General features: G+C 63.2%; 16 protein-coding genes. All 16 read right to left on the bottom strand.

Features of this window, described 5'->3' with window-relative positions; genetic code table 11:
• Positions 1-10: 10 nt before the first annotated feature.
• Entirely contained in the window at positions 11-1,207 is a 1,197-nt protein-coding gene (trpB, locus tag U5K31_11520) for a tryptophan synthase subunit beta (protein MDZ7773349.1), read from the bottom strand.
• A complete protein-coding gene (locus U5K31_11515) occupies positions 1,204-1,848 on the bottom strand; it encodes a phosphoribosylanthranilate isomerase (GenBank protein ID MDZ7773348.1) in 645 nt (214 codons plus the stop codon). Before U5K31_11515 ends, trpB begins: the two co-directional genes overlap by 4 nt.
• 37 nt (positions 1,849-1,885) lie before the next feature.
• On the bottom strand, positions 1,886-2,704 hold the full coding sequence (trpC, locus tag U5K31_11510) for an indole-3-glycerol phosphate synthase TrpC (GenBank protein MDZ7773347.1): 819 nt from the start codon (positions 2,702-2,704) through the stop codon (positions 1,886-1,888).
• The gene (gene trpD / locus U5K31_11505) at positions 2,704-3,747 is read right to left on the bottom strand and encodes an anthranilate phosphoribosyltransferase (GenBank protein ID MDZ7773346.1); all 1,044 of its coding nucleotides are present in this window, start codon (positions 3,745-3,747) and stop codon (positions 2,704-2,706) included. Before trpD ends, trpC begins: the two co-directional genes overlap by 1 nt.
• 27 nt (positions 3,748-3,774) lie before the next feature.
• A complete protein-coding gene (locus tag U5K31_11500) occupies positions 3,775-4,359 on the bottom strand; it encodes an aminodeoxychorismate/anthranilate synthase component II (protein MDZ7773345.1) in 585 nt (194 codons plus the stop codon).
• A gap of 3 nt (positions 4,360-4,362) precedes the next feature.
• On the bottom strand, positions 4,363-5,367 hold the full coding sequence (trpS, locus tag U5K31_11495) for a tryptophan--tRNA ligase (protein MDZ7773344.1): 1,005 nt from the start codon (positions 5,365-5,367) through the stop codon (positions 4,363-4,365).
• Between the two features lie 34 nt (positions 5,368-5,401).
• On the bottom strand, positions 5,402-6,883 hold the full coding sequence (gene trpE, locus U5K31_11490) for an anthranilate synthase component I (protein MDZ7773343.1): 1,482 nt from the start codon (positions 6,881-6,883) through the stop codon (positions 5,402-5,404).
• A gap of 192 nt (positions 6,884-7,075) precedes the next feature.
• Positions 7,076-7,891, bottom strand: a complete 816-nt coding sequence (pssA, locus tag U5K31_11485; protein ID MDZ7773342.1) for a CDP-diacylglycerol--serine O-phosphatidyltransferase — start codon at positions 7,889-7,891, stop codon at positions 7,076-7,078.
• Positions 7,888-8,541, bottom strand: coding sequence for a phosphatidylserine decarboxylase family protein (locus U5K31_11480; protein MDZ7773341.1), 654 nt, complete (start codon positions 8,539-8,541; stop codon positions 7,888-7,890). Before U5K31_11480 ends, pssA begins: the two co-directional genes overlap by 4 nt.
• Before the next feature lie 13 nt (positions 8,542-8,554).
• The gene (gene rseP / locus U5K31_11475) at positions 8,555-9,895 is read right to left on the bottom strand and encodes an RIP metalloprotease RseP (GenBank protein ID MDZ7773340.1); all 1,341 of its coding nucleotides are present in this window, start codon (positions 9,893-9,895) and stop codon (positions 8,555-8,557) included.
• Between the two features lie 18 nt (positions 9,896-9,913).
• The gene (dxr, locus tag U5K31_11470; GenBank protein MDZ7773339.1) at positions 9,914-11,065 is read right to left on the bottom strand and encodes a 1-deoxy-D-xylulose-5-phosphate reductoisomerase; all 1,152 of its coding nucleotides are present in this window, start codon (positions 11,063-11,065) and stop codon (positions 9,914-9,916) included.
• A gap of 88 nt (positions 11,066-11,153) precedes the next feature.
• Complete coding sequence (gene pgeF, locus U5K31_11465) at positions 11,154-11,945, bottom strand: peptidoglycan editing factor PgeF (GenBank protein ID MDZ7773338.1); 792 nt, start codon at positions 11,943-11,945, stop codon at positions 11,154-11,156.
• On the bottom strand, positions 11,926-12,786 hold the full coding sequence (gene aroE / locus U5K31_11460) for a shikimate dehydrogenase (GenBank protein MDZ7773337.1): 861 nt from the start codon (positions 12,784-12,786) through the stop codon (positions 11,926-11,928). Before aroE ends, pgeF begins: the two co-directional genes overlap by 20 nt.
• Positions 12,787-12,865: 79 nt before the next feature.
• A complete protein-coding gene (locus U5K31_11455; protein MDZ7773336.1) occupies positions 12,866-13,414 on the bottom strand; it encodes an SRPBCC family protein in 549 nt (182 codons plus the stop codon).
• A 193-nt stretch (positions 13,415-13,607) separates the two neighbouring features.
• Positions 13,608-14,216 carry a dTMP kinase gene (gene tmk, locus U5K31_11450; protein ID MDZ7773335.1) on the bottom strand — a complete coding sequence of 203 codons (609 nt, stop codon included), beginning with the start codon at positions 14,214-14,216 and terminating at the stop codon, positions 13,608-13,610.
• 3 nt (positions 14,217-14,219) lie between these two features.
• On the bottom strand, positions 14,220-14,966 hold the full coding sequence (locus U5K31_11445; GenBank protein MDZ7773334.1) for a PspC domain-containing protein: 747 nt from the start codon (positions 14,964-14,966) through the stop codon (positions 14,220-14,222).
• Positions 14,967-15,050: the final 84 nt, after the last annotated feature.

The following is a 15,050-nucleotide window of genomic DNA, read 5'->3' as shown; positions in this document are numbered from 1 at the left end:
CGGACCGGTCTCACTTCTCGCGGCCGGTCCATTCGGTAATGGTGGACATGTCTTTGTCGCCGCGTCCGGAGCAGTTCAGCACTACCAGCTCCCCCTCTTCGGTCTGCGGCATAAGTTCCTCCAGGAAGGCCACGGCGTGGGCGGTCTCCAGGGCGGGGATGATGCCCTCGGTGGCCGAGAGCAGCTTCACCCCCTCCATGGCCTGCGCGTCGGTGACGGCGCGGTAGTCCACCCTCCCGCGGTCGAAAAGATGGCTGTGCTCGGGTCCAATGCCCGGATAATCCAGGCCCGCGCTGACGGAGTGGGCCAGGTGCACCTGCCCCTCCCCGCTCTGCAGCAGGTAGCTCATGGAACCGTGCAGCACGCCGGGGGCGCCCCGGGTGAGGGTGGCGGCGGTGCGGGAGGTCTCCACGCCCTCGCCGGCGGCCTCCAGGCCGTACATGGCCACGGTTTCCTCCTCCAGGAAGGGGTGGAAGAAGCCGATGGCGTTGGAGCCGCCGCCTATGCAGGCCAGCATGTAGTCGGGCAGCCGTCCCTCGGCCTCCTCGATCTGGGCGCGCGTCTCCTCGCCTATCACCCGCTGGAAATTGCGCACCATCATGGGATAGGGATGGGGACCCACCACCGAGCCGATAACGTAGAAGGTGTCGCCGGGGTGGGTCACCCAGTCGCGGATGGCCTCGTTGGTAGCGTCTTTCAGTGTACGGGAGCCGCTCTGCACGGGACGCACCTCGGCGCCCAGCAGTTGCATGCGCTCCACGTTTAGCTGCTGGCGGCGCATGTCCTCCTCCCCCATGTAGACGATGCAGGGCACCCCGAAGCGGGCGCAGGCGGTGGCGGTGGCCACCCCGTGCTGTCCGGCGCCGGTCTCGGCGATGATGCGCTCCTTGCCCATGCGCAGGGCGAGCAGTACCTGTCCCATAGCGTTGTTGATCTTGTGCGCGCCGGTGTGGCAGAGGTCCTCGCGCTTGAGGTAGATGCGGGCGCGGCCATAGTGTGCGGTGAGCCGTTCGGCCAGGGTGAGGGCGGTGGGACGTCCCACGTATTCGCGCAGCAGGTGGCGGAATCGCGCGCGGAACTCCTTGTCACCCCAGGCTTCGGCGTAGGATGTGCGGAGCTGCTCAAGCACGGGCACCAGCGTTTCGGGCACAAAGGAGCCCCCGAAACGGCCGAAGTAACCGGAAGCGTCGGGAAAGTCGTAGGTCATAGGGATCGCATCTGGTTCATGAGTTCGTCGATTTTGTCGTAGTCCTTTACCCCGGGTCGCCCCTCCGCCTCCACCCCGCTGTTGACGTCCACCGCCGCGGGTCGCGCCGTACGGACGGCCTCGGCCACATTCTGCGGGGTGAGTCCCCCGGCCAGGAACCAGGGCAGTCCGCCGCTGGCCTCCTCCAGAAGGCTCCAGTCGAAGGTGCGGCCGGTGCCACCCCACTGCCCCTCCATTTTGGTGTCGAAGAGCAGGTAGTCGGCGGCCTCGCGGTAGCGTTCGGCCTCCCCGGCCAGCTCCTCCGCGGTGGCTCCCTCCTCCACGTGAATCACCTTGATCACCGGCTTGTCGACCAGGGTGCAGTATTCGGGGGATTCGGTGCCGTGCAGCTGCACCAGGTCCACCCCGGTCTGACGCGCGATCATGTTCACGTCGTCCATGGGCTGGTTGACGAAGACGCCCACGCAGGGCACGCCCTCAATCCAGTTTCGGATAGCTCCCGCCTCGGCGGGAGTGACGTGACGCGGACTCCCCTCGTAGAAAATAAATCCCAGGTAGTCCGCCATCGCCCCGGATGCAAAACGAGCGTCCTCCAGGTTGGTGATGCCGCAGATTTTGACCTTGGTTCGCTCGTCGTTCACGGTGTTACCATCTTGGTCGGTTGGACAATTGTTCGTTTCACTCCTCCTCCCCCTCGCCGCTGTCCGGCGGAAAAGCACCCCGCAGCAGCTCGCGGACGGCCTGGCCGGGGTCGTCCCGACGCATAAAATGCTCGCCGATAAGCGCGGCGTGTATTCCCTCCCTGTGCAACAGTTTCAGGTCTTCCGGCGTGCCGAGTCCGCTCTCGGATACGAGCAGCGTGTCCTTCGGGGCTGATTGCAGCAGGGCCACGCCCCGGTGCAGGTCCACCTCGAAGGTATGCAGGTCGCGGTTGTTGACGCCCAGCACGGAAACCAGCTCCCAGGGCACGCGCTTCAGCTCCTCTTCGGTGTAGCACTCCACCAGGCAGGCCAGCCCCTCCTCGGCGGCCGCGTGCAGCAGCTCCTCCAGCTGCCGCCCCTCGGTGATGCCCACGATAAAGAGCACCGCGTCGGCGCCCCAGGCCCGCGCCTCGCGCACCTGGTAGGGGTCGATGATGAAATCCTTGCGCAGGGCGGGAAGCCGGGCCGCCCTGCTGGCCGCCGAGAGGTACTCCAGGCGCCCCTGAAAGGCGGGTTCGTCGGTAAGTACCGACAGGACCGAGGCCCCTCCCCGGCGGTAGGCGCGGGCGATGGCCTGCGGGTCGAAGTCCGGCCGGATCACCCCTTTGGAGGGGGAGGCCTTCTTGATCTCGGCGATGACCGACACGCGGCCTTCCTCCCGCAGGGCGCCGGCAAAATCGCGGCGCTCCCGCTCGTAGTCCTCCAGCGAGGACAGGTCGCGGAAGGAGATGCGGCGGCGGCGTTTGGCAAGGTCGCGCGCCGTCTGCTCGACGATATCGTCCAGGACGGTGCCCATCAGCTTCCCTCCTCCTCGCTGCGGGCCTGGCGGGTGGCCTCGGCGAAGCGTTCCAGGGCGCGCTGAGCCTCGCCCGAAGCCAGGCTGTCGTCCGCCATCTTCCGGGCCTCCTGCAGTCCCCCGGCCATGCCGGAGGCGTTGATGCCGAAGGCGGCGTTGAGCAGCACCACGCTGCGGGGTCCGGCGGCTCCGTCGCCGGAGAGCAGGTCGCGGATAATGCCCGCGTTGACCTCGCGGCCGCCTCCCTGCAGCTCCTCCATGTCGTGCCATTCGAAGTCGAGGGAGCGGGGATCAAAGATGACCGAATCGTTGATCATCTTGCCGTTCAGCTCGAAGACCACCGTCTGGGCGCAGACGCTCACCTCGTCGAGTCCGTCGTGGGCGTTCACCCCGTAGGCGAATTCGGTGTCGAGGTTGGCCAGGATCTGCACCATCTGGCGGGCCACTTCCCGGCTGTAGGCCCCCACCATCTGCCGGCGCACGCCGGCGGGATTGAGCAGGGGACCCAAGATATTAAAGAAGGTGCGCACGCCCAGGGCGCGCCGGGCGGGCATCACGTGTTTCATGGCCGGGTGGAAGTGCGGGGCGAACATGAAGGCCATGCCGGTCTCGCGAAATACCTGCTCCACGCCCTCCCTGCGAAGGGTGGGTACCGCACCGAGGGCTTCCAGCACGTCGGCGCTGCCGCAGTTGCTTGAGACGCTGCGGTTGCCGTGCTTGAGCACGGGCACCCCGGCGCCGGCCACCACAAACATGGCGGCCGTGGAGATGTTGAAGGTGCCGGAATTATCCCCGCCCGTCCCGCAGAGGTCCACCGCCCCCTCCACCTCCACGTCGGGTTTGACGGCGGCCTCGCGCATGACGCGCACGAAGGCGGTGAGCTCCTGGGTGGTTTCCCCCTTGGCGCGCATGCCGAATAGGAATGCGGCGATTTCAGCGTCGCTGATCTCCCCGGAGATGATGGCGCGGAGGGCCCCGGCGGCCTCATCGGCCTGCAGGTCCTGTCCGTCGGCGAGCTGTTCCAGTATTTCTTTGAAATCCATGGTGCGTGTTTGGGTGTTGCGGTTGCTTCAGTCGTTTTCAGCGGCGGCCAGCCCCTTCAGCCAGTTGGCCAGCAGGCGGGGTCCGGCAGTCGTAAGAATGCTTTCGGGATGGAACTGTATGCCCTCCACGGGCAGCGAGCGGTGGCGAACGCCCATGATCACTTCGTCCTCGCTGCGGGCGGTCACCTCCAGCACCTCCGGAATGGAATCGGGATCGAGCACCAGCGAGTGGTAGCGGGTGGCCGTGAAACCCTCCTCCAGTCCCTCGAAGACCCCCTTGCCGTCGTGAAAAACCTGTGAGGTCTTCCCGTGCATGAGGGCCGGGGCGTGGACCACACGGGCTCCGTAGACCTCCCCGATGGCCTGGTGGCCCAGGCAGACCCCCAGGATGGGGATGGCGGCGCCCAGCCGTTCGATGAGCGCTTCGGTGATGCCCGCCTCGGCGGGACGTCCGGGACCGGGGGAGATGAGCACGCCGGCGGGCTGCAGCTCCTCCACCTGCTCCACGGCAAGCGCGTCGTTGCGCTCCACGCGGTAGTCGTCGGTATGCCCGGCCACCAGGTGGACCAGGTTCCAGGTGAAGGAGTCGTAATTGTCGATGATCAGGATCATGGCTCAGTCTTCCTCCCCCTCCGATACAATGCGGTAGCTCTTGTAGAGACCCGTCGCCTCACGGACGGGTCCCATAACCTCCTCGGCCCGCTCGCGGGCCCGCACGGCGCCCTCCCGGAGCACCCGGTGCACGTAGCCGGGGTTGTCGGCCAGCCGGCGGCGCTCCTCACGCGCTTCGGCGAAGTAGTCGTCGATCATGCCCAGCAGGGCCTTCTTGGCGTGCCCGTAGCCGTAGCCCCCCTCGCGATACCGGCGCGCAATCTCCTCGCGCTCGGAATCATCGGCAAAGAGGCGTATGAGGGCGAAGACATTGCAGGAATCGGGGTCCTTCGGCTCCTCCAGCGGGGTGGAGTCGGTCTCGATGGACATCACCTTCTTTTTAAGGGTGTTGCCCTCGTCGAAGATGCCGATGGTGTTGCCGTACGACTTGCTCATCTTGCGGCCGTCTATGCCGGGCACCACGGCCACCGACTCCAGGATGTGCTCTTCGGGGAGGGTAAAGTATTCGCCCCCGTAGTTGTGATTGAACTTACCGGCCAGATCGCGGCAGATCTCAATATTCTGCTTCTGGTCCTGTCCCACAGGCACCAGGTCGGAGCCGTAGATGAGAATGTCGGCCGCCTGCAGGATGGGATAGGTAAACAGTCCGATGTTGGGATTGAGTCCCTGGGCCACCTTGTCCTTGTAGGCCACCCCCTTCTCCATCAGGCTCACCGGGCAGAAGGTACCCAGGATCCAGGACAGCTCGGCGTGCTGGGGCACGTCGCTCTGGCAGAAAAAGGTGCAGCGCTCCGGATCGAGTCCCAGCGCCAGGTAGTCCAGGGCGATGTCCACGGTATTCTGTCGTATCTCCTCCCCGTCGTTTACCGAGGTGAGGGAGTGGTAGTTGGCGATGAAATAGAAGGCATCGCCCTCCTCCTGCATGGCGATGTGCTGGCGCAGGGCGCCGAAGTAGTTGCCCAGGTGCAGCTTGCCGGAGGGGGTTATGCCGGACAGGATAGTTTTCATGGGATGCTCGGGTTCTTGGTTCGTATTCTTGCGTTCAGGGATGCGTGAGACGGAGGGCCACGCTGAGGGCTTCCACCAGCGCGCCCGCCTTGTTGCGGGTCTCCTCGAATTCAGTGGCGGGGTCGCTGTCGGCCACGATGCCGGCCCCCGCCTGTATGTAGACGCGGTCGCCGGTGACCACCATGGTGCGGATCACGATGCAGGTGTCCATGTTGCCCGAATAGTCGAAGTAGCCCACCGCCCCGGCGTAGGGTCCGCGCCGGGAGGGCTCCAGCTCATCGATGATTTCCATGGCGCGGATCTTGGGCGCCCCGCTGACCGTGCCCGCCGGGAAACAGCAGCGCAGTGCATCCACCGCCGTCCGTCCGGACTGCAGCTCCCCGCGCAGGTCCGACACGATGTGCATGACGTGGGAGTAGCGCTCGATGACCCGGCTGCGCACCGGACGCACGCTGCCGGGCTTGCAGACCCGTGAGAGGTCGTTTCGACCCAGATCCACCAGCATCACGTGCTCGGCGTTCTCCTTGGGGTCGGCCAGCAGCTCCTCGGCCAGGGCGCGGTCCTCTTCGGGGCTATCGCCCCTGGGACGAGTGCCGGCGATGGGCAGCAGCTCGGCCCCCCCCTCCTGCACGCGCACCAGCACCTCGGGAGAGGAGCCCACCAGGGCAAAGTCGCCGAACTCCAGAAAAAAGAGATAGGGCGAAGGATTCACCATGCGCAGGGCGCGGTAGAGCATGAAGCGGTCGCCCGAAAATTCGGTCTCAAAGCGCTGGGAGAGCACCACCTGAAAGATGTCGCCCTCGTAGATATGCTCCTTGACACGTTCCACCATGGCCTCAAAGTCTTCGCGCTCCACGTTGCTGCGGAGGCGGTCCGGATCGATCTCGAAGTCGCCCGGCCGGCCCGCAGCGCGGTGAACGTCAGACTCCATGCGGTCCAGACGATCCTGGGCTTCCGCATGAAGGTCGCGCAGCTTCTCCTCGCCGGACTCCTCCTCGCCGTCCAGCAGTACGGTCACGATGAGCACCACCTGCTGCTTCACATGGTCGAAGGCGTAGATCTCGTCATAGAAGGCCCAGATAGCCTCCGGCAGTCCCAGGCCGTCGCCGGGCGGGTCGCCCAGGTCCTCCACCTCGCGGACGGTGTCGTAGGAGGAGTAGCCCACGGCCCCGCCCGTCAGCCGGGGAAGGCCGGGCACCTCCGGTTCGCTGTAGCGGGTGGTCAGCCGTCGCAGGGCCTCGAAGTAGGATTCCTCCAGGCTTTGGGTGCGCCCGCCGCGCTGCAGGGTGACGCCCTCCTCCCCGTATCGCAGCACCTGGTAGGGGTTGCGTCCCAGGAAGGAGTAGCGCGCAATCTGCTCGCCCCCCTCCACCGATTCCAGCAGAAAGGGGTAGTCGGCTCCCTCCCGCAGCTTCAGGAAGAGGGAGACCGGCGTCAGCACGTCGGCCATGAGCCGGCGGTAGACCGGCACGGCCGTGTGTTTTTTCGCCTCGCGTATAAAGTTTTTCTCGTTCACCCTGCGCCTGTTTGCATGCATAAAAAAACCCGCCCCAGTTTCCTGCAGCGGGTTGATTTCGTTGGTACCTGGCTTGTCAGCTCATACCTTCCCCACTGCGCGGACGTCGTGTCCGTGCCACCAACGGGGAGCGGAAATATGGGAGCTCATTTCGTTCATCGAATGCGAAGATAGGGTCCCCTCCCCCTAAAATCAACCCTCGGAAGGGAACTCGCCCTCCTCTCCGAAGGCCTCCAGCCAGAAGATCCAAGCCCCCAGCACCACGCCTTTCAGGATGAAGGCGGAGAAGACGATCATCAGCCCGATCTCCTGCAGCACCGCGATGAGAAAGCCGTAGAAGATGAAAAGAAACAGGCGCCCCTTGTAGCGCTGGATGGACTTCCGGTCGAAGCCGGGCATTTTGTCGAAGGGTATGGTGCTCACCATCAGAAAGGAAAGCACGACAATGAGGGGGATCAGCAGGGAGTTTATGCCGTTCTCAAAGCCCTCGAACCAGTGAAGGCGGCTGTGGAAGGTAAGGTAGAAGGCGGAGATCATCAGGGCCTGGGCGGGAATGGGCAGCCCCTTGAAGAACTGCTGGTCGGGCTGCTTCGATTCCACGTTGAAGCGCGCAAGGCGCACGGCCCCGCACAGCGGCGGCAGGGCGCTCAGCAGGATGCCCACCAGCGGCAGGTCGCCCAACCCGAATGCGTAAAGCAGGAATCCGGGGGCCACTCCAAAGGAGACTACGTCGCTGATGGAGTCCAGCTCGATGCCAAACTGGCTGGTGGCATTCGACAGGCGCGCCATGAAGCCGTCCAGCGCGTCGAAGAGTCCGGCGAAGACGATGAGCCAGGCTCCGAAATAGAGCCGTCCCTCGGCGATGCTGATGATGGCCAGGAAGCCGCAGAAGAGGTTCATCAGCGTGAAAAAGCTGGGCACGATGATACGGGGAATGGGCTTGCGCTTGCGGCCGTTTTTCTTGCGCAGCCGGCGGTAGCGCTTCCATTTTTGGATGGGGTACTTCATGAGGGGGAGATGGCGGCCAGTACGGTTTCACCGGCGACGGTGCGGTCGCCCTCCTGCACGCGAAGCTCCACGCCGGGCGGCAGCAGTATATCCATTCTGGACCCGAATTTCATCATGCCAAAGCGGTTGCCAGCTCTCACGGTGTCGCCCACCCCGATGTGGTAGACGATGCGCCGGGCCAGAAATCCGGTGATCTGCCGGAAAAAGATCTTCCGTCCGGAGGGATGCAGGACGCCGAAATCAGCGCGCTCATTCAGTTCCGAGGAGCGGTGATCGAAAGCCATCAGGTAGATGCCGGGGTGGTACTCCACGTACTCCACGGTGCCGTGGGAGGGGATGCGGTTGACGTGCACGTCCATGGGCGAAAGGAAGATGCTGATCTGCAGGGCCTCTCCCCCTATGTAGTCGGGCTCCTCCACCTCCTTGACGAGCACCACCTTTCCGTCGGCGGGCGAAAGCACCAGGTTTTCGGCCTCGGGCACCCGGCGCTCGGGATCCCGGAAGAAATAGAATATGAATCCCACCAGCAGAATCATGCTGCCGTAGACCACCCACTGGGTCCAGTGGCCGCCGAAAGAGGCCGCATAGCTGATAATGGCGGCCGTCAGGATGACCACCGCGATGGTTGAATACCCGTCTCGTGCAATCAAACCCATTGCGAAACTACCCGAATTGTCTGAGAATGTCGTTGAAGGTGACGTAGATGAAAAGCGCGATGATCAGCACGAAACCGATCTGCTGGAGCACCATGCGCACTTTTGCCGAGGGCTCCCGGCGGGTGATGCCCTCGTAGAACAGGAACATGAGGTGCCCCCCGTCCAGCACGGGAATGGGAAGGATGTTCATGATGGCCAGGGTGATGCTGAGGAAGGCCGTGATGTTCCAGAAGCCAATCATGCCCCCCACCTCGGTGGCCTCCCGCGTCACGTTGGCGATGGCCACGGGTCCCCCCAGATTTTCGCGCACGGAGATGTCGCCCGAAAAAAGCTTGCTGAAGCCTTGAATGATGCCAGTGAAGGTGGCAGCGGTCTTCTCCCCGCCCACACGCATCGATTCGAAGAGGCCGTATTGGAATCGGTGAATCTCGAAAATTTCATCGGGTGCAGGCGAGGCAATGCCGATGGTCCCGTCGGCCCGCGGGCGCATGGTATAGGCGAGCGTCCGGTCCCCGCGTGCCACCTGCAGGGAGAGGCTGTCGGAGGTGCTGCTGCGGATGCCCTCCACCAGCTGCGCCCACCAGGCCACCGAGTCGCCGTTCAGGGAGATGATGCGGTCGCCCGCCTGCAGGCCGGCCGAGTCGGCGGGACTGCCCTCCTGTACCTGGCGCACGCGGCTGGGAATGGCATTGGTCGGGGAGATGAAACCCTGCCGGCTGAACTCGTTGAGGGCGCTGTCGGGCAGGCCCACAGTCACCTCCTCCCCGCCTCGCTGAACCGTATAGTGCACATCGGAGCGGGTGAGCTGAGTGGGGGCCACCAGGTCGGAGAAGTAGGGCACCTGCTCGCCGTTCACGCTCAGAATACGGTCTCCGCTTCGGAAGCCGATCTGCTGCGCCAGGGAGCCCTCGGCCACGTAGAGTCCCCCGACACTGTCCAGCTCCACCTTGGTCTCACCGGCCGTCAGGGCCAGTCCGGCATATATGAGCACGGCCAGGATCATGTTGAAGATCACGCCGGCCGTGATAACCACAATTCGCTGCCAGACCGGCTTGCTGCGGAATTCCCAGGGCTGAGGCTCCTCCTCCAGGTGGTCGGTGTCCATGCTCTCGTCGATCATGCCGGATATTTTTACATAGCCGCCCAGCGGGGTGGCGCCTACACAGTAGTCGGTGTCACCCTTTTTAAAGCCCCAGATTCGGGGTGGGAATCCAAGCGAAAAGCGCTCCACGCGCATGCCGAAAAATTTGGCTGCCAGGAAGTGGCCCAGCTCGTGAAAAAACACGAGGATGAGCAGGGCTGCGGCAAAGATGCCCAGCGTAGACAGCAGGCTGATGATCCATTCCATGGGGGTGCGTCGTGCTACTTATAAGGTTCGTGCCAGTTCTCGGGTCCGGCGGTCGACGTTCTGCAGAGAGTCGACCGTCGGAGCGTCTCCCTCGTATAGTTTTTCGAGGCAGGTCTCTATGATTTCAGGGATGCCAATATAAGAAATTTCTTCCTTTAGAAACCGCTCCACCGCGATCTCGTTGGCAGCATTTAGAATGGCGGGTGCGTGCCCCCCGCTGCGCGCCGCCTCTTCGGCAAGTCGCAGACAGGGAAAGCGCACGCGGTCCACCGGTTCGAAGGTGAGTTCAAAGGCCTTGCTCCAGTCAAGGGTGGGCGCCTCCAGGGGAGCGCGGTCGGGATAGGTGAGGGCGTATAGGATGGGGACCATCATGGTGGGCGGACCCAGCTGGGCCTTGCTGCTCCCGTCCACAAAGGTGACCACGGAGTGGACCACGCTCTGGGGATGCACCACGGGCTCGATGCGGTCCAGCGGAAGTCCGAAGAGCCAGTGCGTCTCTATAAGCTCCAGGCCCTTGTTCATCATGGTGGCCGAGTCGACCGTGATCTTGGCCCCCATCGACCAGTTGGGATGATCGAGGGCGTCCGCCACGCTCACCTCCTCCATCATTTCGCGCGAGAAAGAGCGGAAGGGTCCCCCGCTGGCGGTAAGCACGATGCGGTCCACGCGCTCACGTTTCTCCCCGACGATGCACTGCAGCATGGCGCTGTGCTCGGAATCCACCGGCACCAGCCGGTCGAAAGAGTCGCCCGCCAGCCCTCGGATGATTTCTCCGCCCACGACCAGGGACTCCTTGTTGGCCAGGGCCACCTTGGTGCCCGCCTCCAGGGCCTTGACCGTGGGTCGGAAGCCGGCGAAACCCACCAGGCTGTTCATAACCACGTCAGCCTCGGGGAGGGCGGCCAGCTCCTCCAGTTTCCCGCTACCGTAGAGCAGCTCAGTGGGCAGATCGTCCGGCAGGCGCTCCTCCAGCTTCCCGCGCAGGTTTTCATCGCCCAACAGGGCGTAGCGGGGACGGAACTCCTCCACCTGGCGGGCCAGCTCCTCCCAGCTGCTCCGGCAGCTGAGGGCCAGCAAATCAAAGCGGCCGGGTTGCATGCGCAGGATTTCCAGGGTCTGTTTGCCTATGGATCCTGTGGAACCCAGTATCACCAGTTGTTGACGTTCCAAGCAATGCGGACTTTGCGTTTCAAAAGAGTTTTGAAGATAGAGAAATTGCGGCCAAAATAAAGAATGCGGCGTGAAGCCTACGGTCCGTTCAGGAGGCCAGGCCCACAACGCCCATCATGCGCCCGCTCTGCTCTCCCTGGCGGCGCCATGAGTAATATTTTTGATTGGTAAGCGTGCAGCCCGGGTGCACTTCCACACGGGAGGGATCCATGCCCGCATCGGCCAGCTCCTGCAGCAGGAATCCCTTCAGATCCAGGTGCGGCTTCCGGTGGCTTTCACGGTCCACGAAGTCTTCCGGAAACTGTTCGGCCACTTCCTCGCCCACCTCGAAACGGGCCTGGGACAGGCAGGGGGAAACAAAGGCGTGCATTTTTTCCGGGTCGCCCCCCTCGCCCTTCATCACCTCCAGGGCACGGGGAAGGATGCCTCCTGCAGCCCCGCGCCATCCGGCATGCACCGCACCGACCACCCGGGCGGCGGGCTCCCAGAGCAGCACGGCAGCGCAGTCGGCCACCTGTATGCCCAGAGCCAGCCCTGGCACGCGGGTCACCAGTCCGTCGGTTTCAGGGTAGGTGCCGCCGGCGCTTACGCATCGCACGTGTGTCCCGTGCACCTGGCCGGCCAGGGCCACCCATTCGGGGTCCAGCGCCAGGGCTTCGAACAACCTTTCCCTGTTGCGGTGCACGCGCTCCGGCGGGTCGGCCGTATTCAGTCCCAGGTTCAGCCCGGATACGGCGGCCTCATCGCCGCCGGCATTCCAGCCGGTGTTTCGGGTGGTGAAAAAGGCTGTCACACCCTCCCCATCGCGCGGGTCTCCCGTCCCGTCGCGGGAGGCCCAACGCGGAAGGATCAGGTCGATGTCAGGTCCGGAGCGCTTCATACAGTTTCTCTCGGATGAGCGGTATGGGAAAAGGCCTGCCGGTCCACCATTCAAAGGAGCGGCTGCCCTGCTGTATAAACATCTCCAGCCCGTCGATGGTTTGCGCCCCCGCCTCTTCGGCCTGACGCAGCAGGTAGGTGGTGCGGGGACGGTAGACAATATCGTAAACCACCTTCCCCTTCAGCAGGAAAGCCTCTGTGTCGCGGACCGGACTCTTCCCGGTCTCCGGGTGCATGCCCAGGGGCGTGGTGTTGACCACCAGGCAGGCCTTCTCCGCATGGGCCTGCCAGCTATCGTAGCCGGCCAGCTGCAGGCCGGGGAGATCGGCCGGGGGATTCCGGCGGGCGGGGCTGCGGGAGACCGCCACAATCCGCTCCATGCCAAGCCGGTGCAATCCGTGGCAGACGGCGCGGGAGGCGCCGCCGGTGCCGAATATCACTGCCAGGCCACCCTCCAGCTGGTCGCGCAGGGGTTGCAGGGGCTGCAGAAAGCCGTAAACGTCCGTATTGCGGCCCACCAGCCGTACGCCCTCACGCACCACGGTGTTGAGGGCCCCTATCCGCAGAGCGTCCTCCTCCAGCCGGTCCACCGCCTCCGCCATGGACTCCTTGTGGGGCAGGGTGACGTTGGCCCCGTGGAAGGAGTCGCGCCGGAAGTGGGAGAGCAGTCGCCCGAATTCTTCGCGCTCCACCCGTACCGCGTGGTAGCGAAGGTCCATGCCGAAGTGTGCCGCGGCGGCGTTGTGCATGAGGGGAGATAAACTGTGCGACACGGGATTTCCAGCCAGCAGCAGGTGGGGTGCTGTGGCGGCGTCAGAGGAGAGAAAATCCTGCAGGGTCATGGCGATACGGGAGGGGACCTAAAAAAAATGCGCACCTCTGCAGGTGCGCATTTTTCTGTTAATAGATGGTTGAAGCGCCTCAGGCGGCCACTTCTTCGTCCTCCTCAGCTTTGGCCTCCTCGGCTTCGGCCTGTTCAGCCTCTTCAGCGGCAGCCTCTTCAGCGGCGGCTTCCGCCTCGGCGATAGTCGTGTCGGCCTTCTCTTTAAATTTATCCTCCTCGGCTTCCTCCTTGAAGCGATTCAGATCCTTCTTCAGCTGGGCTGCGAGTCCCTGAATAAAGGTGGCCAGCTCCTCCGCGGGCTCACCGTAGAAGGTGCGGATATCCAAGCTGAAATCCACCCGTGTGCGTTCACCATTGTCCAGCGGGGTGAATCGGATAGTGCCCGTCTGATTCAGGTTTCCGTTGATGGTAATCCAGGCGAAGCGGGTGTTGCGAAGATTGTCAATGATATTGGTGGTCCACTGGTAATCTTCGCCGTCGATCTTCGTAAAAAATTCGAAGGTCTGGGAGTTGACCTTGTTTACCCTGTCGATGCGTTCAAAAAAATGTGGAAAATACCCCGGATCGCTGAGGTATTCGTAAACTTTGGCTAGAGGCAGATCAACATCGATTCTTTCGTGCGCCATAATGGTAAATTGCTTCCGAATTGAGAGGTTATTGTTAGGAATGAAGTCCTTTGCTGGAGGAACGAGTCGTGATTAACCTTAGGATTCACCCACAATGCAATAAATTTAACCATTATTTGCTTCATCGGCAATTAATTTCACAGCTGAATTAGCCCTGTGGGACGCTGAAGGGGTTGGCGGGTGGCGGACCGGCTCAGCGTGTGCCGGGGAGATCAACCGCCGCAAGGATGCGCCCGTGCAGCTCGTCGGGGGGAAGGGTGGCGTCCAGGCGCAAAAATCGATTCTCGCGGCGGGCCAACTCTTCGAAGCCCTCGATGACCCTGCGGTAGAAAGCTTCGCCGGAGCGCTCCATCCGGTCCTGCTCCATGCCTTCCGTTCGGCTCCGCGCCTCCTCAAGGGAGATGGCCAGATAAAAGGTCAGGTCGGGGGCGCGGTGGTGGCTGGCCGCCCGGTTGATACGCTCAATCTCCTCCAGGGGCAGGGAGTTGCGGCCGTAGCCCTGGTAGGCAGTGGTGGAGTCGAAAAATCGGTCGAGGATGACAAAGGCTCCCTCCTCCAGCAGGGGGAGCACCTTTTCGGACATGAGTTGGGAGCGTGCGGCGGAGAACAGCAGCAGTTCGGTGACCGGGTTGATGCGCGAATCGGGATCGAGCAGCAGGGAGCGCACCTGTTCGGAGAGGATGGTGCCGCCCGGTTCACGGAAGACCTCCACCCTCTCACCGGCATCGTCCAGGTGGCGCCTGAGCAGGTCGATCTGGGTGGATTTGCCGCTGCCGTCTATGCCCTCGAAGGTGATGAACACGTCCTAGAAGTTAAAGTCGTCCATCAATTCAGGAGGCTCCTTGTCCAGGACAATACCAAGGACGATATAGGCGGGTATGGCCACGCCGCTGGAGGCGAAGGTGAAGATAACGAAGAGCAGCCGTATCACCGTGGAGCTGATGCCCAGGTACTTGGCAAGTCCCCCGCATACCCCCAGCCATTTCCGGTCGGTGCGCGACTTGTAGAGTTTTTTGGGCTTGTTGAGGGCGTAGTCGTCAAAGCGGAACGCCTCGGCATTTGAGCCGGTCCGGGAGCCGGAGCGCGTGCCGGTCTGCGTGCCCCTCCGCGAGCTGCGCCTCTCGTAGGAGTCTTCGTCCAGGTCGTTGTCGATATTGAATTCAGAGGCATCGCCCCGGGACTCGAAATCGAAGACAGGTTCGCCCGAATCGGAGGGACGCCTTTGACTCTGGGATGCATTATTCTTCTTCTGGTCGCCCACCAGAAATCCGAATCCCACCAGGGTGACCAGCACGCCGCCAATTAGGGGCGACCAGGTGATCAGGCCGCCCAGATCGGGCCCGATACCCAGTCCGATCATCTGTATGAGGTAGAGCATGGCCACGAAAAACATGGCAATGCCTGCGATGGTTGCAACGTTCCAAATTTTAGCCTCCTCCTTCTTCTCCTCCTGCAGAAAGTCGTGCATGGTGGTCTGGAGCTCATGATCCTCGAACTCCATGAAGGAATCCAGATTCTTCTGGCTGCTGCGCTGTCTGGTCTGTTCCGTCATAAGAGAAAATGCGGTCTCGTTTCGGGTGTCCGTGGCTTCCAGGCGGCTTACATGCCCATAATACGGCACCGGCCGGCCGCATGT

Source organism: Balneolaceae bacterium (genome assembly GCA_034521445.1).
Classification (GTDB): Bacteria; Bacteroidota; Rhodothermia; order Balneolales; family Balneolaceae; genus JAXHMM01.
Note: the sequence above shows the minus strand (reverse complement) of the source record. Positions and strands in the feature narration are given on the sequence as shown.

Bases quoted from the DNA above. Each gene is read 5' to 3' on its own strand.
- trpB (MDZ7773349.1), bottom strand. From the start codon at position 1,207: ATGACCTACGACTTTCCCGACGCTTCCGGTTACTTCGGCCGTTTCGGG.
- trpC (MDZ7773347.1), bottom strand. From the start codon at position 2,704: ATGGGCACCGTCCTGGACGATATCGTCGAGCAGACGGCGCGCGACCTT.
- trpD (MDZ7773346.1), bottom strand. From the start codon at position 3,747: ATGGATTTCAAAGAAATACTGGAACAGCTCGCCGACGGACAGGACCTG.
- U5K31_11500 (MDZ7773345.1), bottom strand. From the start codon at position 4,359: ATGATCCTGATCATCGACAATTACGACTCCTTCACCTGGAACCTGGTC.
- trpS (MDZ7773344.1), bottom strand. From the start codon at position 5,367: ATGAAAACTATCCTGTCCGGCATAACCCCCTCCGGCAAGCTGCACCTG.
- pssA (MDZ7773342.1), bottom strand. From the start codon at position 7,891: ATGAAGTACCCCATCCAAAAATGGAAGCGCTACCGCCGGCTGCGCAAG.
- rseP (MDZ7773340.1), bottom strand. From the start codon at position 9,895: ATGGAATGGATCATCAGCCTGCTGTCTACGCTGGGCATCTTTGCCGCA.
- pgeF (MDZ7773338.1), bottom strand. From the start codon at position 11,945: ATGAAGCGCTCCGGACCTGACATCGACCTGATCCTTCCGCGTTGGGCC.
- aroE (MDZ7773337.1), bottom strand. From the start codon at position 12,786: ATGACCCTGCAGGATTTTCTCTCCTCTGACGCCGCCACAGCACCCCAC.
- U5K31_11455 (MDZ7773336.1), bottom strand. From the start codon at position 13,414: ATGGCGCACGAAAGAATCGATGTTGATCTGCCTCTAGCCAAAGTTTAC.
- U5K31_11445 (MDZ7773334.1), bottom strand. From the start codon at position 14,966: ATGACGGAACAGACCAGACAGCGCAGCAGCCAGAAGAATCTGGATTCC.